General features: G+C 42.0%; 20 protein-coding genes. 3 read left to right on the top strand and 17 right to left on the bottom strand.

Annotated features, from left to right (window positions below; translation table 11 throughout):
• Nucleotide 1: 1 nt before the first annotated feature.
• From MMOL_RS05240 to MMOL_RS05160, 17 genes are all read right to left on the bottom strand, one after another.
• Nucleotides 2-991: a glycosyltransferase family 2 protein gene (locus MMOL_RS05240; RefSeq protein ID WP_015831977.1), complete on the bottom strand. Its 990-nt coding sequence runs from the start codon at nucleotides 989-991 to the stop codon at nucleotides 2-4.
• A complete protein-coding gene (locus MMOL_RS11905) occupies nucleotides 984-1832 on the bottom strand; it encodes a class I SAM-dependent methyltransferase (protein ID WP_015831976.1) in 849 nt (282 codons plus the stop codon). The genes MMOL_RS05240 and MMOL_RS11905 overlap by 8 nt, the downstream gene beginning before the upstream one ends.
• A 2-nt stretch (nucleotides 1833-1834) precedes the next feature.
• Nucleotides 1835-2701, bottom strand: a complete 867-nt coding sequence (locus MMOL_RS05230) for an alpha-1,2-fucosyltransferase (protein WP_015831975.1) — start codon at nucleotides 2699-2701, stop codon at nucleotides 1835-1837.
• Nucleotides 2701-3414 (bottom strand): FkbM family methyltransferase, encoded by a 714-nt coding sequence (locus MMOL_RS05225; RefSeq protein WP_015831974.1) that lies wholly within the window; start codon nucleotides 3412-3414, stop codon nucleotides 2701-2703. Before MMOL_RS05225 ends, MMOL_RS05230 begins: the two co-directional genes overlap by 1 nt.
• Before the next feature lie 10 nt (nucleotides 3415-3424).
• Nucleotides 3425-4705 (bottom strand): ABC transporter ATP-binding protein, encoded by a 1281-nt coding sequence (locus MMOL_RS12185; RefSeq protein WP_015831973.1) that lies wholly within the window; start codon nucleotides 4703-4705, stop codon nucleotides 3425-3427.
• A gap of 2 nt (nucleotides 4706-4707) precedes the next feature.
• The gene (locus tag MMOL_RS05215) at nucleotides 4708-5550 is read right to left on the bottom strand and encodes an ABC transporter permease (protein WP_015831972.1); all 843 of its coding nucleotides are present in this window, start codon (nucleotides 5548-5550) and stop codon (nucleotides 4708-4710) included.
• Between the two features lie 6 nt (nucleotides 5551-5556).
• Nucleotides 5557-6747, bottom strand: a complete 1191-nt coding sequence (locus MMOL_RS05210; RefSeq protein WP_015831971.1) for a DegT/DnrJ/EryC1/StrS family aminotransferase — start codon at nucleotides 6745-6747, stop codon at nucleotides 5557-5559.
• Entirely contained in the window at nucleotides 6744-7673 is a 930-nt protein-coding gene (locus MMOL_RS05205; RefSeq protein WP_015831970.1) for a GDP-L-fucose synthase family protein, read from the bottom strand. Before MMOL_RS05205 ends, MMOL_RS05210 begins: the two co-directional genes overlap by 4 nt.
• Before the next feature lie 8 nt (nucleotides 7674-7681).
• A complete protein-coding gene (gene gmd, locus MMOL_RS05200; protein WP_015831969.1) occupies nucleotides 7682-8767 on the bottom strand; it encodes a GDP-mannose 4,6-dehydratase in 1086 nt (361 codons plus the stop codon).
• The gene (locus MMOL_RS05195; protein ID WP_015831968.1) at nucleotides 8764-10233 is read right to left on the bottom strand and encodes a mannose-1-phosphate guanylyltransferase/mannose-6-phosphate isomerase; all 1470 of its coding nucleotides are present in this window, start codon (nucleotides 10231-10233) and stop codon (nucleotides 8764-8766) included. The genes gmd and MMOL_RS05195 overlap by 4 nt, the downstream gene beginning before the upstream one ends.
• A gap of 12 nt (nucleotides 10234-10245) precedes the next feature.
• Entirely contained in the window at nucleotides 10246-10638 is a 393-nt protein-coding gene (locus tag MMOL_RS05190) for a MarR family EPS-associated transcriptional regulator (RefSeq protein WP_015831967.1), read from the bottom strand.
• A 142-nt stretch (nucleotides 10639-10780) separates the two neighbouring features.
• Nucleotides 10781-12232 carry a phosphomannomutase gene (locus MMOL_RS05185; RefSeq protein ID WP_015831966.1) on the bottom strand — a complete coding sequence of 484 codons (1452 nt, stop codon included), beginning with the start codon at nucleotides 12230-12232 and terminating at the stop codon, nucleotides 10781-10783.
• Nucleotides 12233-12295: 63 nt separating this feature from the next.
• On the bottom strand, nucleotides 12296-12694 hold the full coding sequence (locus MMOL_RS05180; RefSeq protein ID WP_015831965.1) for an RNA-binding S4 domain-containing protein: 399 nt from the start codon (nucleotides 12692-12694) through the stop codon (nucleotides 12296-12298).
• A gap of 13 nt (nucleotides 12695-12707) precedes the next feature.
• Nucleotides 12708-14816: a Lon protease family protein gene (locus tag MMOL_RS05175; protein WP_015831964.1), complete on the bottom strand. Its 2109-nt coding sequence runs from the start codon at nucleotides 14814-14816 to the stop codon at nucleotides 12708-12710.
• A 1-nt stretch (nucleotide 14817) separates the two neighbouring features.
• Nucleotides 14818-15276 carry a molybdopterin synthase catalytic subunit MoaE gene (moaE, locus tag MMOL_RS05170; protein WP_015831963.1) on the bottom strand — a complete coding sequence of 153 codons (459 nt, stop codon included), beginning with the start codon at nucleotides 15274-15276 and terminating at the stop codon, nucleotides 14818-14820.
• A gap of 31 nt (nucleotides 15277-15307) precedes the next feature.
• Complete coding sequence (moaD, locus tag MMOL_RS05165) at nucleotides 15308-15565, bottom strand: molybdopterin converting factor subunit 1 (RefSeq protein WP_015831962.1); 258 nt, start codon at nucleotides 15563-15565, stop codon at nucleotides 15308-15310.
• A gap of 17 nt (nucleotides 15566-15582) precedes the next feature.
• On the bottom strand, nucleotides 15583-16902 hold the full coding sequence (locus tag MMOL_RS05160) for a DNA recombination protein RmuC (RefSeq protein WP_015831961.1): 1320 nt from the start codon (nucleotides 16900-16902) through the stop codon (nucleotides 15583-15585).
• A gap of 190 nt (nucleotides 16903-17092) precedes the next feature.
• On the opposite strand from MMOL_RS05160, the gene MMOL_RS05155 reads away from it, so the two are divergent.
• Genes MMOL_RS05155 through MMOL_RS05145 form a run of 3 tightly spaced genes read left to right on the top strand, consistent with a single transcriptional unit; the run spans nucleotide 17093 to nucleotide 20270 of the window.
• Nucleotides 17093-18778 carry a CHASE2 domain-containing protein gene (locus MMOL_RS05155; RefSeq protein WP_041928541.1) on the top strand — a complete coding sequence of 562 codons (1686 nt, stop codon included), beginning with the start codon at nucleotides 17093-17095 and terminating at the stop codon, nucleotides 18776-18778.
• 23 nt (nucleotides 18779-18801) lie between these two features.
• On the top strand, nucleotides 18802-19320 hold the full coding sequence (locus MMOL_RS05150) for an SH3 domain-containing protein (protein ID WP_015831959.1): 519 nt from the start codon (nucleotides 18802-18804) through the stop codon (nucleotides 19318-19320).
• Nucleotides 19317-20270 carry a M48 family metallopeptidase gene (locus MMOL_RS05145; RefSeq protein WP_015831958.1) on the top strand — a complete coding sequence of 318 codons (954 nt, stop codon included), beginning with the start codon at nucleotides 19317-19319 and terminating at the stop codon, nucleotides 20268-20270. The genes MMOL_RS05150 and MMOL_RS05145 overlap by 4 nt, the downstream gene beginning before the upstream one ends.
• Nucleotides 20271-20387: the final 117 nt, after the last annotated feature.

Raw genomic sequence — 20387 nt, 5'->3', positions numbered from 1 at the left:
TCTAAAAATTACGAATGCATGAAAAAAAATTGTAAGAAAATCGCACGATGGCTCGAAGAGTAGCTTTTATAAATGGTGGTGCATCCAATTGCCAGTATAAAAAATAAATAAACTTTAATAATGGCCGTTTATGAAACACCAAGAGCATTTCACTAATTATTTTCTTTTGGCTTTCACTAAAACTATCAAAATTTTCAATGTCACTTACAGAGTAAATTCCATACCGCCCAAAAATACCAAGCCAGTAATTTACAACCTCAGGGCGTGACGCAAGTTGGCTTGAATTTTTATCGTATAAAATTAAATGCTCCATCAGCACTATGTCAGCATTATTCTTACAACACTCAGTTACTTGATGCTCTGCATTTGTTGGTGTGATTATCAATGTTTCAGCTGCATACGCAAAACGATTGTTCTTTTGCAATGCTCGGATATAGAAATCAATATCTACAAGCCACTTTAACTGTTTGTCATAATTTAAATTTATTAGGTTTCTTCTGTAAATCGTTGCACTAGGTGCCCCAATCAGATTACCTAGAAACAAAAGTTCTGGCATATCAGATAACATCTGAAGTTGCATATCATTAGGCCTGTGCTCTCGGAATTTATTTGTTACAAGATCAAAAACCTTACTACTACAAAATCCAAAATCAGCATCTGGATTTTCATCCATCAATGTTACAAATTCTTGCAAAGCACCAATATGAGAAAATTTATCATCGTGATGAAGAACTTTGATAAGTTCACCATTCGCTTTACTAATCGCGTTATTCCAGTTTTCAGGAGAACCCAAATTGATTGGGTTTTTAAAGTAGCGTAAACGCGAACCAAAACTGAATTCTGTCAAAAGATTTAAAACGGAATCATCTGGTGAATCATCATTAATAATAAGTTCATAATCTTTAAATTCTTGCTCTAATACAGACTTTAACGTACTCCTCAAAAAATCAACTTGCCGATAAGTTGGAATACAAATTGACACTTTAGGCATTTAACTTCCTCAATTGACGATAAGCCCTATGCAGTAAGGGCATTAATTGAGAACTACCAAAAATATAGTCTTGCATTATTGTTATTCCATTTACGCCTTTATGTTCTTGGGGAACGCGAGAACTATTGCTGACTTTCCCGTCACACTTGTTCAACACAAAAAGATATTGATATGCCCGTGCATCACTGCTAAAAGCTAATTTAAGCATCGTAATAAAAGATGCAGACATTTTTGATCTACTAAATTCCGTTCTATAAAAACTACGCTCCAGTGAAATTGCTCGATCAACTTCCAATCCTATTAAAGAGAAAAGTTCTTTTAAGGTGTTTTTAGTAAAAAACCTTAAGTGAGTATGCTCTAGCAATCCAGAATCCACGTAATCAAAATTACCGTTTAGTAGTGCTAGACGAATACCTCCAAATGCAACATTTGGTACAGAAACAATTAATTTTGTCTTAGGAGATAAACACATCAGCAACTCAGATAATACTTCTTGAGGATTCGGCATATGCTCAATTACGTCAGCTAATATAACGAAATCATATTGAGCATTAGAAATTTGCTCATAGAACTCCTCAGCAAACCCTGTATAAACACTTCTGTAGTATTTACGTGCAAGATTTGCCGCAAAGGCATTTGGCTCTATCCCATCGATTTCAACATTTAGGCCTGCACGCGAAAGCACTCTTCCCAATACTCCACTACCAGCACCTATATCTAAAACATGTGCGCCATTCGTTAACAAGCCTGCTATACAAGATAATGGGTGTGCTAGATCGGAAAGTATCCCATCAACAACTTGATCGGACACCTCATAATTCTGCTCTGGTCTCTTAAACATCGTTACAACCTAACCCAAGAAGCCGGAACTATATCATCAGAGTTTAACAAAGTGCTTTTAAACCATTGACGTGGCGCAATTACAACTTTCTGCTTAGATGGATTTAACCAAGCGGCCCACCAACTAAATGAGCTATTCGCAATAATATGATGCTTGCATGCGCTCATCAAACGCATATCTTCGTAGTTTTTTGCTGCGTCATTATGTGAAATAAAAGTAGTGTCCGAACCAAAACTAATGTTTTCTTTTACCCAATCAGTGTCATCTGAAAACACAAAAAAGTGTAAGTTTTCCGGCCCAATTCTAGCGCGCATAAACTCCGCGGCTCTTTGGTAATAATCTAAGTCACACACACCATGAATCTCATTCGTTGTTGAGTTGCTAACATAATCACCGCGTCGAATATGCACAGACACAGCGTTAACAGAATCAATAAGCTCCAGATACCTCTGATTTAGTGCATCAGGTGCGAACTTAAAGCTAAAGTCCTGTCGAATTTGTTTATCAAAATCAATAAAATAACGCTCACATTGCCAATAACCATCCAAATAAGTGTTATCGTTTAACTCCAACACCTTTGAATCAAAAGACAAATCACTTTCGCGGAAAGATTCTAATTGAATAAGCCCTCTTAAGTACTTTTTAATTTTTTTTAATAGTGACTCTGGTGCACCTATAAAGTAATCATCTTTTTTAGCTACATCTTCAACAATATTGAAATTATTTAATCCATAGGCATGCAAATCGTAAGTTTCAAAACCACTCAAATCCAATTTCAATTGAACACTAATTCTTAGCGAAGCAGCGCGAGCTGCAGCATACTCAAACATTTGATTGCCTAATCCGCCTATAATACGTGACACTAGCATTAACTTTGATCCTTTAGAGTCCAGTTTTCCCAAATAAACTTATATTGATAAGTCAAATAATGAGTTTTTTGCAAGCTCGCTTGAATATCAAGCATACGCTTCTCTGCATCAGGGAAAAAATCATGAAATTGAACCTGTAAATTTTTAATGTTATTAATTAAACCAGTTTCAATTAAATGCTCTAACAGGTCATACTCGCCACCTTCAATATTCACCTTCATAAGAGCGATTTCTTTTATATCGTTTTGCTCATACCAATTTCTGAAGGCGACAATACGCGCTTGGACTAAATGATTACCACGCACTATGGAGGAAGATGCATCGCCCGCAATAGAAAACTCAATTACATCATTAACCTTGCCTAGGCCAATTTTATGTAATTTAATATGCTTATTTTGTAAAAAGCTCTCTTCAATCATTGATGAATAATGTGGAATAGGCTCAAAAATATGTACTTTACAAAGATATCGTGAAAATATATCGCTAGCCCATTGCCCTTCATAGCCCCCCACATCCAACACAACATCATCAGAAGTTAATTGATAATTCAAGCGTAATGTCTTATCTCCATTATCTTTTAACCATAATGAATGAGGCGTGACATGCGTACAGAGAACTTCCTTATCATTTATCTCCAAGAGTACTAAATAATCAGCATAATATTTTAGTCGCCATGATAAGGAACGTAAAACTCTAGCAATAAATTTTTTCATATATAAACCTTCAAATTGTACTTAGTTTCCACTTTGGAGTTAAAAATTGCATAGCAGTCCCGCTGGGTAGTCGTCGAAATACTTTATCCCCACCTTCACTAACCTCGAACTTTCCACATTCAATGACGTAATCAATTGGCGACGAAGAGCTATCACCAATCCATATATTTACTGAATACTCCCCAGGGTAAAATCTGACATCGTCTAAATGAACTTCAAAAACATACTCACCCACATTTACCCCGCTTTTAAAACCAGAATCAGAAGCCAACATATTTGCCATTTGGTAACCAGATGTTGTAGAGATTTCCACAGCCAACGTAATATCTTCCTGTTGCATTGTAGTAAAGAAATTCACAGAGAACCTGATGAGTAAATCTGACCCAATATACACCAACTTTGATGAATCATCTGAAGTGGCTATCTGTAACCAGCTAACTCTAGCTTTTTCTGCATTTCCCTCTCTATTTTCATGGTGTGAAAGATCCACTTTATCACCAAGCCCCATCTCAAAGTCTTGCAGTGCATATTGCGCTAAAACATTATTTGTTTCGCCATCTGCAACTAACCTTCCTTTATCCAACAATAAGCAACGTGAGCATATTTGAGAAATGGCTGACATGTTGTGCGACACAAGGATAACTGCTCTACCGCTATCCTTACCCAGTTTTCTTATCTGATCAAAACATTTCTTTTGAAACCGTTGATCACCTACAGCTAATACTTCATCAAGAATCAATAAATCCGGTTCTAGGTGCGCTGCAACTGAAAAAGCCAATTTTACATACATACCACTTGAATATCTTTTGACGGGCGTATCAAGAAACTTTTCAATTTCGGCAAACTCAACTATTTCATCAAATTTACTCTTAATCTCTGCTGAGCCCATACCAAGAATAGCGCCATTAAGATATATATTTTCGCGCCCGGTTAATTCCGGATGAAAACCAGTCCCTACCTCTAACAGACTACCCAATTTACCAACTAGTTGAATTTTTCCTTTTGTAGGCTTTGTGATTCGAGAGAGTATTTTCAATAATGTAGATTTACCTGCTCCGTTTCTACCTATAACTCCTACCCGCTCACCGGCACCAATCGAAAATGAAACATCATCAAGCGCCCAAAACACCTCATCAGTAACTTGCTTACCAACCTGTGAGGATTGCCTACGCCCAATAACATTATTAAGGCCAAACATTATCTCTTCTCGTATGGACCTATATTTAGCAGATTGTTTATGTTGAATTAAATAACTTTTAGAAATGCTTTCAACTTGTATAACTGATGACATACTCAAATCCCGTCTGCAAAACTAGCTTCTGTACTTCTGAAGAAAACTAAGCCATAGACCAATAGTAAAAGTGTAAAAACGAGAGAAGGTATTATTAACATAAAATTGTACGTTTCATGATATCCAAAGATAGACCAACGAAACCCATCTATAACCCCAGCAACAGGATTCAAATAAAAAACCCACAACCATTTTTCTGGAATAATTGCACTACTAAAACCTACTGGTGAAACATACATCCCCAACTGCAGCATAAAAGGAACTAAATACCTAAAGTCTCGATAAGTTACATTTAAAGCAGCTATCCACAAACTTAACCCCAAAGTAATTAATGCGAGCCATAGAATAAACACTGGCAAAAATACTATATGCCAATCTGGTACCACGCCGTACCAAAATATCAAACCAATAAAAAGAATACCGGCAATTAAGGCATCAACAAAGCAAACCAAAATACTAGATAATGGCAACAGTAAACGAGGAAAGTAAATTTTCGTTACTAAATTTGCATTACTAACAACACTATTCCCAGCCTCAGCAAGTGCAGAGGAAAAAAATTGCCAAGGTAACATTCCCGCGAAGACAAAGAGGGCATAAGGCGTATCACCAGAGGGTAATTTGGCTATTTTCCCGAATACAAATGTAAATACCATCACTGTAATAAGTGGTCGCAAGACTGCCCAAGCAACTCCAATCATAGTTTGCTTGTACCTCACAAGTAAATCTCGCCAAGCAAGCAAAAAGAATAGCTCCTTAAAACGCCAGAGCTCACGCCAATAATGTTTTGGCCCATCCGTTGCTGAAATTACAGTTATTTGCTGTGATGAGTAATCTGTTTGACTCATACTAATTTAAACGCTTTCTTTCATATTATTTAATGCACTTCTCAAATGTACAAATGCATCATTTAATGAGTAATGATGATTACCTATAAACAATCCGTTATTATCAATATGCTCTGCATTTTTCAGAGCAAATGGCGTTTCAGAGTCAAAGTATTTTACGACTTCGTTCTTGGCGAAGTTTCCTGCAACAATGGGCCTACACTCAAAACCAGCGTCATTGAGCTTTTTAACCAATTCCTTACGAGTGAGTTTAGAGCCTGGACGAATTACCAAACTAAACCCAAACCAGCTGCTTTCACCTATCTCCTGTTGAATCAATATATCAGGATGGTCTTTCATCTCAACAACAAATCGTTTGCCATTTTCTTGGCGAGATGCAATAAATCCAGGCAGCTTCTTGATTTGCTCTATGCCAAGCGCACCTTCCATTTCTATTGGACGCACGTTATAGCCAGGCAACACAAACCTGAAAGACTCTTCAAATGGGTCATCACTTTTTTCACCACATACTAGGTTATGTTTAGGCAAATTACGCGTCCAGCCATGTGCACGGAGTGAAAGCAATATTTGGTAAAGCTCTTCATCGTCCGTAACAATGAAGCCGCCTTCCATTGTGGAGATATGGTGGCTGAAAAATGAGCTGAAAGTCCCCATCACCCCAAAAGTGCCGGCTTTCTTACCTTGGAAGGTAGCGCCCATTGATTCGCAGTTATCTTCGATCAATGTGATATTGCGCCCATCGATAATCTGATTAATACGCGAAAAATCATTAGGATTGCCTAACAGATTGACTACCATGATCGCTTTGGTTTTATCAGTAACTGATTTTTCTAATTGATCAAAATCATAGTTCAGAGTATTCAAGTCAATATCTACAAATTTGATCTTTAACCCATATTGATAAAGCGGATAATAAGTTGTGCTCCAAGAGACAGCCGGCACAATGACTTCATCGCCCCTTTCCAATTTCAACGCGCCATTTTTTGTATAAAACAATGCACCTACCATCAATAAGTTAGCAGATGAGCCTGAATTCACCATTACACAGTACTTGCTACCGATATAGTGTGCAAAAGATTGCTCGCATTCTTGCACGTGTTTGCCCATGGTATACATGCCAGAATCGATTACACGATGCATGGCATTAATTTCTGCTTGATCCCACGTGGTTGTGGCGAGAGGGAATCTTGGACTCATTGTAAATACTCTTTCAAATAAAATTCGTAGGACTGCTTAATACCATCGGTCAAGCTATTATTAGCCGACCAGCCCCATAAGGATTGCTGCTGAACGTCTACTAACTTGCGTGCCATACCGACAGGTTTGCTCAGATTGTGTGTAAAACTGCCTTGGTAACCTATTACCGCGGCAACCGCTTGATAGTATTCATTGATTGTATAGTCTTGCCCCAGGCCAACATTCATGAGATTTGGCAAGGTATCAAAATGCTCCAAAGCACGGATAACAGCACTAGCAAGATCGCCAGCATACATAAACTCCCTTCTAGCAGTACCATCACCCCATATTTCCACTTGAGGCTCGTTGTTAATCATTGCTTGATACGTCTTATGAATGATTGCCGGAATCAAGTGTGAATGCTGAGGTAAGAACTTATCATGACGCCCATACAAGTTACATGGAATCAAAGTCTTATATTGGAAACTAGCATCTTGTTTTGCTATATATTGGCACAAGCGCATGGTAGCGATTTTTGCAAGCGCATAACCTTCGTTGGTTGGCTCCAACTCACCAGTCAGAATCATATCTTCTGTAAGCGGAGTGGATATATTTCGTGGATACATGCAGGAACTGCTTAGATTGATCAGGCGCTTGACGCCGTTTCTCTGCGCAGCCATCACCACATTACGCCCCATATCAAGGTTGTCTATCAGAAAGTCTACAGGAGCTGCAATATTAGCCTGGATCCCGCCTACCCGTCCAGCCGCGTGTATGATGAAATCCGGCTGATACAGTGCTATATATGCCTCTACATCAGCATATATAGTAAGGTCGAGCTCAGTGCTTGAAGGCGTAAGGAACTGCCATTTTGTACTAGATGGATGCTCCAGTATGTTTTTACCCACCATGCCGCGGGCGCCAGTTAATAAAACTTTTTCAGTCATTGCTATTTTTATTCGTGGTAATTGAAAGCAGAATAACCGTGGCGCTTAACAAGCTCATCTCTCTCAGCGCTTTTCAGGTCTTCTCTTACCATTTCGCTGACAAGCTCATCAAAACTGATTTTTGGTACCCAGCCTAGTTTATTTTTTGCTTTGCTGGCATCACCAAGCAAGGTTTCCACTTCTGTTGGACGGAAGTAGCGCGAATCTACAGCAACAATGCATTTACCGGATGCATCGTACCCTTTTTCATCAACGCCTTCACCTTTCCATGCAATTGCCATGCCAAGCTCTTTGGCAGCTGCATTAACGAAATCGCGCACGCTATATTGCACCCCTGTTGCAATTACAAAGTCTTCTGGCTGCTCTTGTTGCAGCATCAGCCATTGCATTTCTACATAGTCTTTTGCATGCCCCCAATCACGCAGCGCATTCATATTACCCAAATACAGGCATTCTTGAAGGCCAAGTTTGATACGTGCCAAGGCACGCGTGATTTTCCTAGTTACAAAAGTCTCACCGCGAATAGGAGATTCATGATTGAACAAAATCCCATTACAGGCATATATACCATAAGCCTCCCGGTAGTTAATCGTAATCCAATAAGCATAGAGTTTAGCAACTGCATAAGGGCTGCGAGGATAAAATGGCGTAGTTTCTTTTTGCGGTGTTTCCTGAACTAAACCATAGAGCTCAGAGGTAGATGCTTGATAAAAACGTGTTTTGTTTTGAAGGCCAAGAATACGAATAGCTTCTAAAATGCGAAGCGCTCCCAATGCATCAGAGTTTGCGGTGTACTCCGGCTCTTCAAATGAAACAGCAACGTGACTTTGTGCTGCCAAATTATAAATTTCGTCTGGCTGTACTTTTTGGATAATATGAGTCAAGCTAGATGAGTCTGTCATGTCTCCATGATGTAAAAAGAAAGGCAAACCCTTTTCGTGTACATCATGAAATAGATGATCAATTCTAGCTGTGTTAAATAAAGAACTGCGACGTTTAACACCATGCACCTCATAGCCTTTTTTCAATAAAAACTCAGCCAAATAAGCGCCATCTTGCCCAGTAACACCTGTGATCAATGCAACTTTAGTCATGCTTTTCCTTCTTCAATTCTACCGTAAGTGTCTTCAAAACGAATTATATCATCCTCACCCAAATAACTACCTGACTGAACTTCAACAATCTCAAGCGGAACTGCACCAGCATTAGCCAAACGATGCGTTTCACCTAATGGAATATAAGTTGACTCGTTTTCATGAAGCGTAATCACTTTATCACCACAGGTTACTTCTGCAGTTCCGGTTACTACAACCCAATGCTCAGCTCGCTTGGTATGCTTCTGTAAGCTCAGGCTAGCGCCAGGACTGACCTGTATGCGCTTAACTTTAAATCGCTCACCTACATCTATGGTGTCATACCAACCCCACGGTCTAGATACTTTGCGATGCAACACACGCTCTTCTCTTTTTTGCAACTCCAGCTGACTCACAATCTTTTTCACGCCCTGACTCATGCTTCGGTCAGCAACCAATACTGCATCAGCGGTCTCAACAATTACTAAATTGCTAACACCTACGGTGCTGACCAGTCGATGGCTTGCATTAATCAACGTGTTGTTTGTGTTTTCAATTATCGTGTCGCCATTAGATACATTTCCATTAGCATCTTGCTCACCTACTTGCCAAACAGCATCCCATGCACCAAGATCATTCCAGCCAGCATCAAGCGGCACCATCTTAATCTGGAACTTAGAGCCCGGACACTTCTCCATCACGGCGTAATCAACAGATTCGCTCGCTACATTGGCAAACAAAGCAGCATCAGGGCGCACAAATAGGTTATCTCGAACACTATTTACAAAAGAATTTGAAGTAGATTCAAATATATCTAGTCTAAAGTGCTGCAATGCTTTGAGCCACACGCTAGCACGAACCACAAACATGCCGCTATTCCAAGTGTAATCACCAGATGCGAAGTAGGCTTGTGCAGTTTCATAATCAGGTTTTTCGGCAAACTGTGCTACGTTGTACTCATTGTGCAATCCTGCAGCACCCTCACGCCTGATATAACCAAAGCCAGTTTCAGGCTTATTTGGCTGAATCCCTAAAATTACGATTGCACCAGTTGTTGCCACACGAATACTATTTTGGAGTGTTGTGGTAAATGCCTCTTCATTTTGCACGGTTTGATCAGCTGGCGTAACAACAAGAATAGGATCATCGCCATTTGCGACTGCCTGCAATGCTGCCAACGTTAGCGCAGGAGCTGTATTGCGCCCTACTGGCTCAAGCAATAAGCTGGCTGACACTTGAGAAAGCTCTCGCAACTGGTCGAGCACTAAAAAGCGATGCGCTTCATTGGTAACAATTAAAGTCTCTCCAACTGCAATATCAGCAGCAGATAACTGACTTAAGCGATTGGTAGCTTGCTGAAATAGACTGTTAGTACCAGAAAGCACTAGAAACTGTTTAGGGAACCCAGTGCGTGATAGCGGCCATAATCTTGTACCGGATCCTCCACAAAGAATCACAGGAGTAATATTAATAGGTGTTTTGTTCATTAGAAGAAAGGGCTATTTCGCGTTATCTACTATGTTTAAATTAAGTGCTAAAGGCATAATATCTGCATTTACTTCTTGTGATAATGACTTTATTTCAGCATCAAGCATTTCATATTCTTTAATTTTTGCTTTAAGAAAAGCGAGTGTTATCGCTGACTTTTCTTCAATCCCCTTTGGAGTTAGCAAATACATGTAAGCCAGCTTGTTTTTGCTATTTTTAAAATTACTTACCTTAAGCATACCTTTTTCAATAAGCGCTTGAAGGCAATAATTGGTTTTCCCCAAACTAATACCTAGAGCTTTTGACAGCTCTCGTTGACTAGTTTCAGAGTTAGCGGCTACTAATTTAAGTATTTTGTACTTGTATTCGTCAGTTAGCATATTAATAAGCAGAAGTCCGTTCATTCAATGAACGCAATTTTATCAGCAAAAGATGCTTCATGATAATTTAATGGTGCATATTAAGAGATATTTATCTGATGGCAATAACTGCTTTCTATCAATCAAAATGACAGTTTAGATAACGCCATTCGAGCAAAAGCATTATTTAAGAATATATGCGTTTGAGGTTAGATAAACACACCTTGCACAAATGCTGCGCTTTTTCTTGCGTGTCAGATTCGACATAACAACGCAACTCTGGTGCATTACCTGATGGACGAAAATGGATAATATCTCCACCATCTAATATAACTCTATAACCATCAGTATGATCTATTGACACTACCTGGCCTAAATCTGACGGTATTAGCTTAAACAAAAATACACTGTCTTGATTTAATGTACTGATTAGTTGTGAGCTGAGCTCTGTAGAGAAATTTTGCAATCGGTCACTCGCTGTATATCGATTTGGTAACAAACCAACAAGCGCAGAAATAGGCTTCTGATTTTGCTTTGATAAGGAAAGTAGCGCTAAAACAGGAAGAACGGCATCGCGCGTTGGGAGCGCATTTAAAACACTATTATTCAAAATAACGTTAGTACCAAGCAAAAAGCCTCCATTAGCCTCAAAACCAACGACATTTTTACTCTTAGGCAATGACTGCATAGCTTCTATGACATAGGGTGAACCTATTTTGGTGCGGATAACTTGCTTAAACCATTCTGATTTCTCTGTGAGAGTATTACTACTCACCGGGGTGACGACAGTCTCTGCCGATAAAAATTTTGCACATAAAACACCAACAACGTCTCCACGTAACCAGTTACCATGCTCATCACCAATTAATGGTCTATCTGCATCACCATCAGTAGAAATGATCGCATCAAAGCTATACTCCTTTGCCCATTGCTGCGCCTGCAAAACATCTTCTGGCCTAACGGCTTCTGTATCAATTGGCACAAACTCTTCACTACGCCCCAGTGAAATCACCGTAGCCCCTAATGCTTCTAGTATTTCACGCAAAATGTCTCTTGCAACACTTGAATGCTCGTATATCGCAACACGCATACCAGCAATCTTAAAGCTTTCGAAGAAATCTATATACCGCTTTAAGTAGTGCAACTTAACTGATGCATTTCGCACAACCGAGCTGTTTGGTAAACTTGTGCCAGTATCTGGCAAATCTACAGAGGCTTGCTGTATCAGTAGCTCATCTAATTTGGATATCTCTCCTGTTGCTTTGTAGAATTTAATACCATTGCGATTGAAAGGGATATGGCTACCAGTTACGACCACAGCCGGCAATTGATATTCATAAGCGTATGAAGCAAGTGCCGGTGTAGGCAACTCACCAGCATACATAACCTCCCTACCCGAGTCGATGATAGCTTTGGCGCATGCACTCGCTATACGAGGACTACTAGGTCGCAAATCATGCCCTAACACCACTCTTTTATCCGATGCTGCATCACCAGCGACCGCTCTCAAAAATGCCGAAACATATGCATAACAAAGCTCATCACTCATTTGCTCAACTAAACCACGTAAACCACTTGTACCAAAACGTACATCCGTGGTTTTTATCAAAGAGTCGATGCTTATTTTTTTAGAAGCCATATTAGGAAAGCACTATCAAGTGTCTAAATTAATGTTACGTATATACCTGAAAGGTGCACGATGCTAGTAAGCCCCACCAGTAAACTTCTTAATATCCCTCAGCTGCCGTTTGGTCGGTCGCCCCGCGCCTCTATCTCGCTGTGCAAAGTCATGCTCGCCAGTGAGTTTTGCATTTTCGCGCTTGCTAATGCTAGCTGGTGTTTCTGTGTACAGCAGCGCGGCCTCAGGCGCGCCTTTACGTACATTTGAAAGCGCTTGTACCGTAACTTCAATCTCGAAATCACGGTTACGGATATGGATGGTTTGGCCAATATGCACTTCTTTTGCTGGTTTTACCCGGTCGCCATCTACGTGTACTTTGCCAGTATCTATTGCCGTAGTAGCAAGGCTACGTGTTTTGAAAAAACGTGCGGCCCATAGCCATTTATCTAGCCGGCATTTGCTGTCTGCTTCGCTTGCCATTTTCAATCCAGACCTAAGCTGGTCGCTTAGGGAAGTTAGTTTCCAGGATTATTTTAAAATCTTTAAGTACCACTTCTGCCATTACATTTACTGACTGCAGCGAATGTCCGGTAAGGTACTGAATGCCATCAGCTACATTATTCATCGTAGCAATGTGAAACTGCCCTTGCTCAACAGCTTGAATCACTTCATCGCTCAGCATGAGATGACGCATATTACGCTCAGGCATCAGTACGCCTTGGTTGCCATCCAGACCTATTTCCTTGCAGACTCGGAAATACCCCTCAATCTTTTCATTCAGCCCACCAACTGGCAGCACTTCACCATGCTGGTTCATTGCTCCTGTCACCGCAATACCTTGTTTGATTGGTACTTGTGCGAGTGATGAGAGCAGCGCAAACAATTCAGCACAGGAGGCAGAGTCACCATCCACACCGCTGTACTCTTGCTCAAACACGAGTGAGGCTGTGAGGTTGAGTGGGTTTAAATGTGCAAAATTAGTGTGCAACCAGCTTTGTAAAATCATCACGCCTTTATCATGGGTCGGCCCGCTCATCTTCACTTCACGGTCTATTGTCAGCACACCACGACTACCTGGATAACAATTCGCGGAGATGCGTACTGGCGATCCAAAGCTAGCTTCAGATAGATCAATATGCGTTAGGCCATTAATTTGACCAATGCAATCACCATGCACACTGATGATTAACTCTTTATCTACGATAGAGTCTCGCATATGCGCCTCAATGTAGCTATGGCGCGCATATTTACGCTGAATCGCAGACTTAACATCCTCTATAGTGACTAACTCAGCGCCACGCAAGCTGGCTGCAGCTGCGCTCTCTAACAGTAATTTTTCTAGCACTGCAAACTTGGTACTCAATCTAGTTTGATCTTCAATCAAGCGATGCATCGCCTGCAACAAGGCAGCAACAGCGTCAGCTGTCACGTGGCGGCAGTGATGTTGCTGGCACTTATGTGCAATAAAAGACGCATATGCAGCATAATTCTCAGCACTAGCTTTTACTTGGTCTGCAAACTCGATCTTAATGGGGAAGTAATCAAAGAAATCAGGTTTAACGCCTAGCAACTCGTAATAATCTTCACGCGTAGTGATCAACACAATTTTCACTGAAACCGGAATGGCCGCTTGTGCACTAATCAGGCTACTACCTTGATTGCTACTGCTGCTCAAGTCTTCTATCTGTAAGGTGCCATTACGCAGGAAGCGATGTAGCTTTTCCAGTATATGTGCACCATTTTGCTCATCAGCAAGAATGTCGCGCAGGTGCAGCAACAATGTGCCGCCATCCGCGCGCATCAGATTACCTGCGCGTAAACGCATAAAGTCTGGGATATTGCTGGCTTCGCTGGCACCTTCTATGCCGCCAAACAAAGACTGTAAGCTAGGGTCGTTATCATAAAGGACTGGCGCATGCTGTGTAGCATGGTGCTCGACCAGCACATTGGCACGGTAGCGGCCAAAAAAACTCTCGGACATGAGAGCCTCAAGATTACTCTCACCTTCAGGACCTGTTGTCGGTTGCCACGTTTCCAGCGTTTCTAATATATCTTTTTGTAGTGTACTAAAATAATGTGCAGGTATTTTGTCAGGCTCAATCAGTGTCAAACTAGCTTTAACCGTATTTAACTGCTCATCTATAAAGGTCTGCAACGGTGTGATAGAGTTTTGCTGCACTTTAGCATCTAGCAAACTGGCAAGCTCTTTGGCAAAAACGCGCACAAACGTATCCAACGCCTGTTTAAGCTGCGTGCCTGCACCAGCAGGTAGTTTAATAAACAAAGGCTTACCGCTTGCTTCAAACTGATACAGCGCAACTAAATCACAGGCTGCCGGCCACTTTTTGGCGGCTTCATGCATCACGCTTAGCATTAACGTGGTTCTACCCGAACCAGGCTCGCCTAAAGCCAGCAAATTAAATCCGGTCTGCTGTATGCTTAAGCCAAATTCTGCTGCCTTTTTTGCCTCGGCTTGCGCCACCCATGCTTGATACTGCGCACTATCAGGCGCTTCAGCAATCAGCGCTGACGTATCAGCAAAGTTAAATTGTTGCCTTGCAACATTAAGGGTTAACTCTTGAGGGGTTAGTATTTTTTGCATATTATTTTTCTATATTCCAACGATCACGCGCCGTATCGTCTGCGGATTTTGCTTCGATCCAGTGCTCGCCAGTTGAATTTGCTTCTTTTTTCCAGAATGGTGCTTCTGTTTTGAGGTAGTCCATCATAAATTCACAAGCCGAGAACGCATCACCACGATGTGCACTCGTTACGATAACCAGTACAATTTGATCGCTAGGCTGTAGCGTACCAACTCGATGCACGATCAAGGCATCCATGATACTCCAGCGATTTTTGGCCTGCTCGATAATGGCAGCCAGTGATTTCTCGGTCATACCAGGATAATGCTCAAGTGTGAGCTGTGAAACCGTATCACCATCGTTTAAATCGCGCACTAAGCCAACAAAACTCACCACTGCGCCAACATTTTTACGTGCTTGACGCAACTGATTGATCTCAGCGCCTATATCAAAATCTGCTGTCTGTACTCTTACTGTCATAGTGTTACCGCATTAGTATCAAACAAGCGCACTAACCACCTGTCACTGGTGGGAAAAACGCTACCTCATCACCGTCATTAATAACGGCCATATCGTCAACAAGCTCATGGTTGATGGCTGCACGCACCTTCAGTTTACCCATTAGCATTTGCCCCCAAACATCACCACGTTTGGCGAGCACCGCCTTCAACTTCAAAATGGTCAAAGAGTCGTCTGGCAGCTCTAAATCTTCCGTAGAATACTTAAGCGTTTCCTTCAATCTTGCAAAATAAAATAATTTAATTTTCATTTGGTTACTTAGTTTAGTTAATCTTCTTTATCATCAATTAAATCTAGCAAATCTGGTGTGCTTTTTGTTAATTCTACACGCTCAATCTGCGCAAATCTCTGTGAGATTTTCTGGCTGGAAATATGCACGTCCTGTGCATTTTCATGCGCCATGCGAATATTGTCTGCCAGCTTTTTCATACGCAGGTCAAAACGTCCAAAATCCTTACTGAGCTTGCCTAACTCTTCCTTAATCACGTGTACTTGTTTACGCGTTTCAACATCTTTTAACACAGCTCTGGCTGTATTCAGCACGGCCATTAAGGTGGTTGGTGAAACCACCCAAACCCGCTTATTCATCGCATAAGTAATCACATCAGCGTGGTATGCATGCAACTCAGCAAACACCGCCTCTGCCGGAATAAACATAACCGCACCATCAGACGTGACATTAGAAATAATGTACTTAGCTGCAATGTCATCTACATGCTTCTTCACATCTAATTTGAACTGTTTTTCTGCAATCAGTTTTTCAGCTTCGCTCAACTTGTTATCCAGCATGCGGTGGTAATTTTCCAGTGGAAACTTGCTATCCACCGCTACCACGCCTGTTGGCTCAGGTAAAAATAATGCGCAGTCGGCACGGGTGCCATTTTCAAAGGTGTGTTGCATCGCAAAGGAACCAACGGGCAACACGTTGCGAACCAACGCCTCCAATTGCACTTCACCAAAAGCGCCACGCGAGCGTTTATCACCCAACAGCTCCTGCAAGCTCACCACATTGGTGGTTAAGCCATCGATTTTCTTCTGTGCTTCATCAATGGTCGCGAGGCGCGCCATCACATCCATAAAGGTCTGATTCGTCTTTTTAAACCCTTCATCTAGACGCTCAGAAACCTTGCCGCCAATTAACTCCAGGCGACCATCCACAGACTTGGTCAACCCTTCAATGCTTGCTGTAAGCTGCAAAGTTGCATTGCGCATCGTTGACTGAATCAACTCCTGCTCTGCCTTGCCCTGCTCGGCTAGTGTGGTGTGCAGTTTTTCTAATACGGTTTCACGTGTTTGAGCTAGGCTATTACTTTGCGCTAGCTGCAAGGCTTGCATGGCATCACGTGTGGCTTGCAACTCTGTTGCCACACTGGCACGCAAGCGCTCGCTGGTTTCGTTGGTTGCGCTACTTAACCGATCACCAAGCTTGTTGAGGCCATCGTTAAAATCCAACAGCATGGCGCGATGCTTCTCCTCAAGCTGCTGCAATATCAGCAAGTTCCGGTCAGTCTTGCTTTCTCGCCACATCTGCAATAGCAGCAACACAAGAATAACAAAGGCAGTAATTAATATAATGATTTGTACCATAAGCTAAATTATACCCGATGCTTGTTTAGCATCTGTATAAATTCGCCGCATTGATGCGGGTGGTGATACAAACTTACTGGAGATAGTTCTGTGCAAAAGCAGTAATCTATAAAAAATTTAGAAAGAGCATTTTTAAAATAATAAAGATTATGCCAAACTTAAGCCTGTTATCACTCTCGTTAGGCTTATCGTGCTTAAACTCAAATTAATGCTAAACCAGCAACTGGCAAATATCACACGCAGACTGCATAACAACTTTTATTTATATTTGAGCGCTCTGCTCACCGTGTTAGTTTTACTAGATGCCAGCGTGTTTCATGTAGGTGAGAACATGCGCGACCGCGCGTTTGACATGATGGTAAAGAACCGAATCATCGTGCCGAAACCAGACGCGGATATTGTGATTGTGGATATCAACGAAGCCTCTTTAAGCGCTATGTCTGCTGAGTATGGCCGCTGGCCTTGGCCTAGGCAGGTATTGGGTGAGTTTTTAGAGAATATCGAAGCGCAGCAACCTAAAGCCGTGGTGTTTGATATTCTGTTTAGCGACCCTGACATTTACAATCCAGACAGTGATGCTTACTTTAACGAAGTGATTGCGGGTACACAAAACACATTCTTCCCTATGCTGCGTCTGGCAGAGGAAAGTGACCAATTAAGCCAGATTACGCCGAATATGATCCCAGGCATTAAGCGTACAGGTGCAGACCAGAGTAATACGGCTAAACCGATTGCAATTGTTTTACCGCATTTAGAAGCTGCGCTGAACTCTGAGCACTTAGGCACACACAATATTTACCCAGATAAAGACGGCATCGTGCGCGAGTACAAACTATGGCATGATGAAAGCGGCTGGATATTGCCGTCTCTGCCCCTTGCCGTGGCGAACTTCACGAAAGCTAACGCTGCTGACCTGCCGCAAAACATGCTAATCAACTGGCGCGGCAAGCCTTTCACTTATCAATTTGCTACCTTTAGCGATGTTTATACCGACATGGCTAGCAAAGTGAAAAAGCGCCCAGCCAATGAGTTTAAAGACAAAATAGTGATTATCGGGTCTACTGCACCATCGCTATTTGACCTGAAAGCCACGGCCATGGCTAAAGCGCATCCTGGCGTAGAGATATTAGCAACGGCTATCGATAACATTAAACACGATGATTACTTGAAGGTATGGCGTGGCAAGACACCGTACATCCTAATGAGCTTGACCTTAGTCTGGCTCACTGCACTGGCATTTTTCCGCAATATAGATCGCGATAAAGTCACGCGCGTTTTTAGTAGCAGCCAGATCATCCTGATTACGCTATCTTATCTAGCGATTAACTTCACTAACACCTATCTAGACTTAACCGGCCCGATTACTTGGGCAGTGTTGTATTTCAGTGTAGCCAAGATATATGCATTGGCAAACGATAGAGCGATGCAACGCTTACTGGCCAATGATGTAGAGTCAGGTAAAAAAGGGGCGGCTATCTTACTCATGCCGATAATGTTTGAAACACGAGAACCATTAAGCGACAGTCTGCTCAAAAAATTACAGTACAAAATTGAGCAACAGACTCAGCGACACGCAACTGTGGAAATTTTAAAAGGCACGCAAAGTGGTATATGGGGGCTATTTAGCGACATGATTATCGTCAGCTGGGCTTATGCGCATGACAATGAAGCAGAGGCAAGCAAAGCTACGCAAGAAGCAACGCAGTTGGGCACGCAGCTGAACCAACTGATACAAGGCACAGGTATTCCTGAAGACACAACTGCGCGTTATACGCTGCATAGCGGCACATTAAATACAGAAAAACCTATGGCAAATCAATGGCGCGGCTTGTTTGCGCAAGCCATTATCAAGTTAGATATTTTAGAAGCAAGTTAATTACTTTAAGAAGGTAAAAACCAATGAAACATTACTTAAAACAAGCACTTCTCCTAAGTAGTTTAGTGCCGTTACTTTATGCCGGTATCAGTGTCGCTGCCGAAAAAGGCAGCGCACTCAAGAATGATAGCCTACGTAACGAACCATTTGCTGACGCCAAAGTGACCGGTAGCTTTGCACGTGGTGAAAATTTAGAAATCATCAAGAAACAAGGCGCATGGCTGCAAGTGAAAGCTGCAAAAGGTTCAGGCTGGGTGCGCCTGCTTTCAGTTAAGCGCGGCACAGCTACCAAGAGTAATCAAGCAGCAGGTGTGCTGGCTGTGGCCAGTGGACGCGCTGGCACTGGCCAAGTGGTGTCCACTACCGGTGTACGCGGCCTGAGCGAGCAAGAATTAAAAGCCGCCAAATTTAATGAAGAAGAAGTTAAAACCATGGAAAGCTATACACTAAGTGCAGACAAGGGGCGTGCCTTTGCCAAAGCTGGCAATTTAAACAGCATTGCATTTAAGAACCTAAAAGAAGTGAAAGGCGGTACGCAATGAACCCCAACTCAACATTGAGCAACATCATGTCCACACATAAACGCCGCCTCATCTCTACCCTGCTTGCGTCAGCACTAGGGCTAGCCAGCCTGCAAACTGCAGCTTTTGATATTAAAGGCGCACTTAAAGACGCGGTAGAAAAAGAAATTGGTCAACAAACGGGCAATCAAGCTACGCCAGCCGATAGCAATGCTGACAGTGCAAAATCAAGCAGTGCGACAACCAGCGAACCGGCAGCTTTTAACTGGAAAAACCCAAGTACCACAGAAGAAATTAGCTTGGGTCGAGAAATAGCTGGCAACTTGCTAGGTGCAGCGCCCTTGGTTAAAGATGCTGCACTGCAAAAATATGTTAATTCTGTTGGGCGCTGGGTTGCATCGCAATCGGAGCGTCCAGAGCTACCTTGGCGTTTTGGCGTAATCGAGAGTGACGATTTGAATGCCTTTGCCGCACCTGGTGGCTACATTATGCTGACCAAAGGCTTGTATAAAAAACTGCAGAATGAAGCGCAACTTGCCGGCGTATTAGGGCATGAGATTGCGCATGTGGTTAAAAAACACCAGCTCAAGGTACTGCAAAAACAGCAACTACTTAGCATGGGTGCCGGCTTGTTAAGTGACAAATATGCCAAAGACAATGCCCTTGTGAGCAAAGCCATTGGCAGCGGCGCTGAAATCAGTGCGCGCAGCCTGGATAAATCTGCCGAATATGAAGCCGACCGATTAGGCTTAAGCTATGCAACACGTGCGGGTTACGACCCATATGGTTTGACTGATGTACTACAAACACTGGGACAATCCAGCAGTAGCGATGCCAGTGTTGCCCTATTATTTAAAACGCATCCACACCCAGATGAAAGACTCACGGCATTAAGCGAGTCTGTGGGTACGCAATTGGACAAGGTCACTAATGGCAAAACCTTAGAGAATCGGTTTTATTTATTACCGTAACTTATATTCTACTCACCTAAATTCAACCACTTTGTTTGAGAATTATCAAACAAAGTGGTTTTTGTTGAGTAGAGCATTTGACATCTGATTGTGCAAGGATAAAAATACAATCAAAGC

This window comes from Methylotenera mobilis JLW8 (assembly GCF_000023705.1).
GTDB lineage: Bacteria > Pseudomonadota > Gammaproteobacteria > Burkholderiales > Methylophilaceae > Methylotenera > Methylotenera mobilis.
This window is presented reverse-complemented; position numbering and strand designations above follow the sequence as displayed.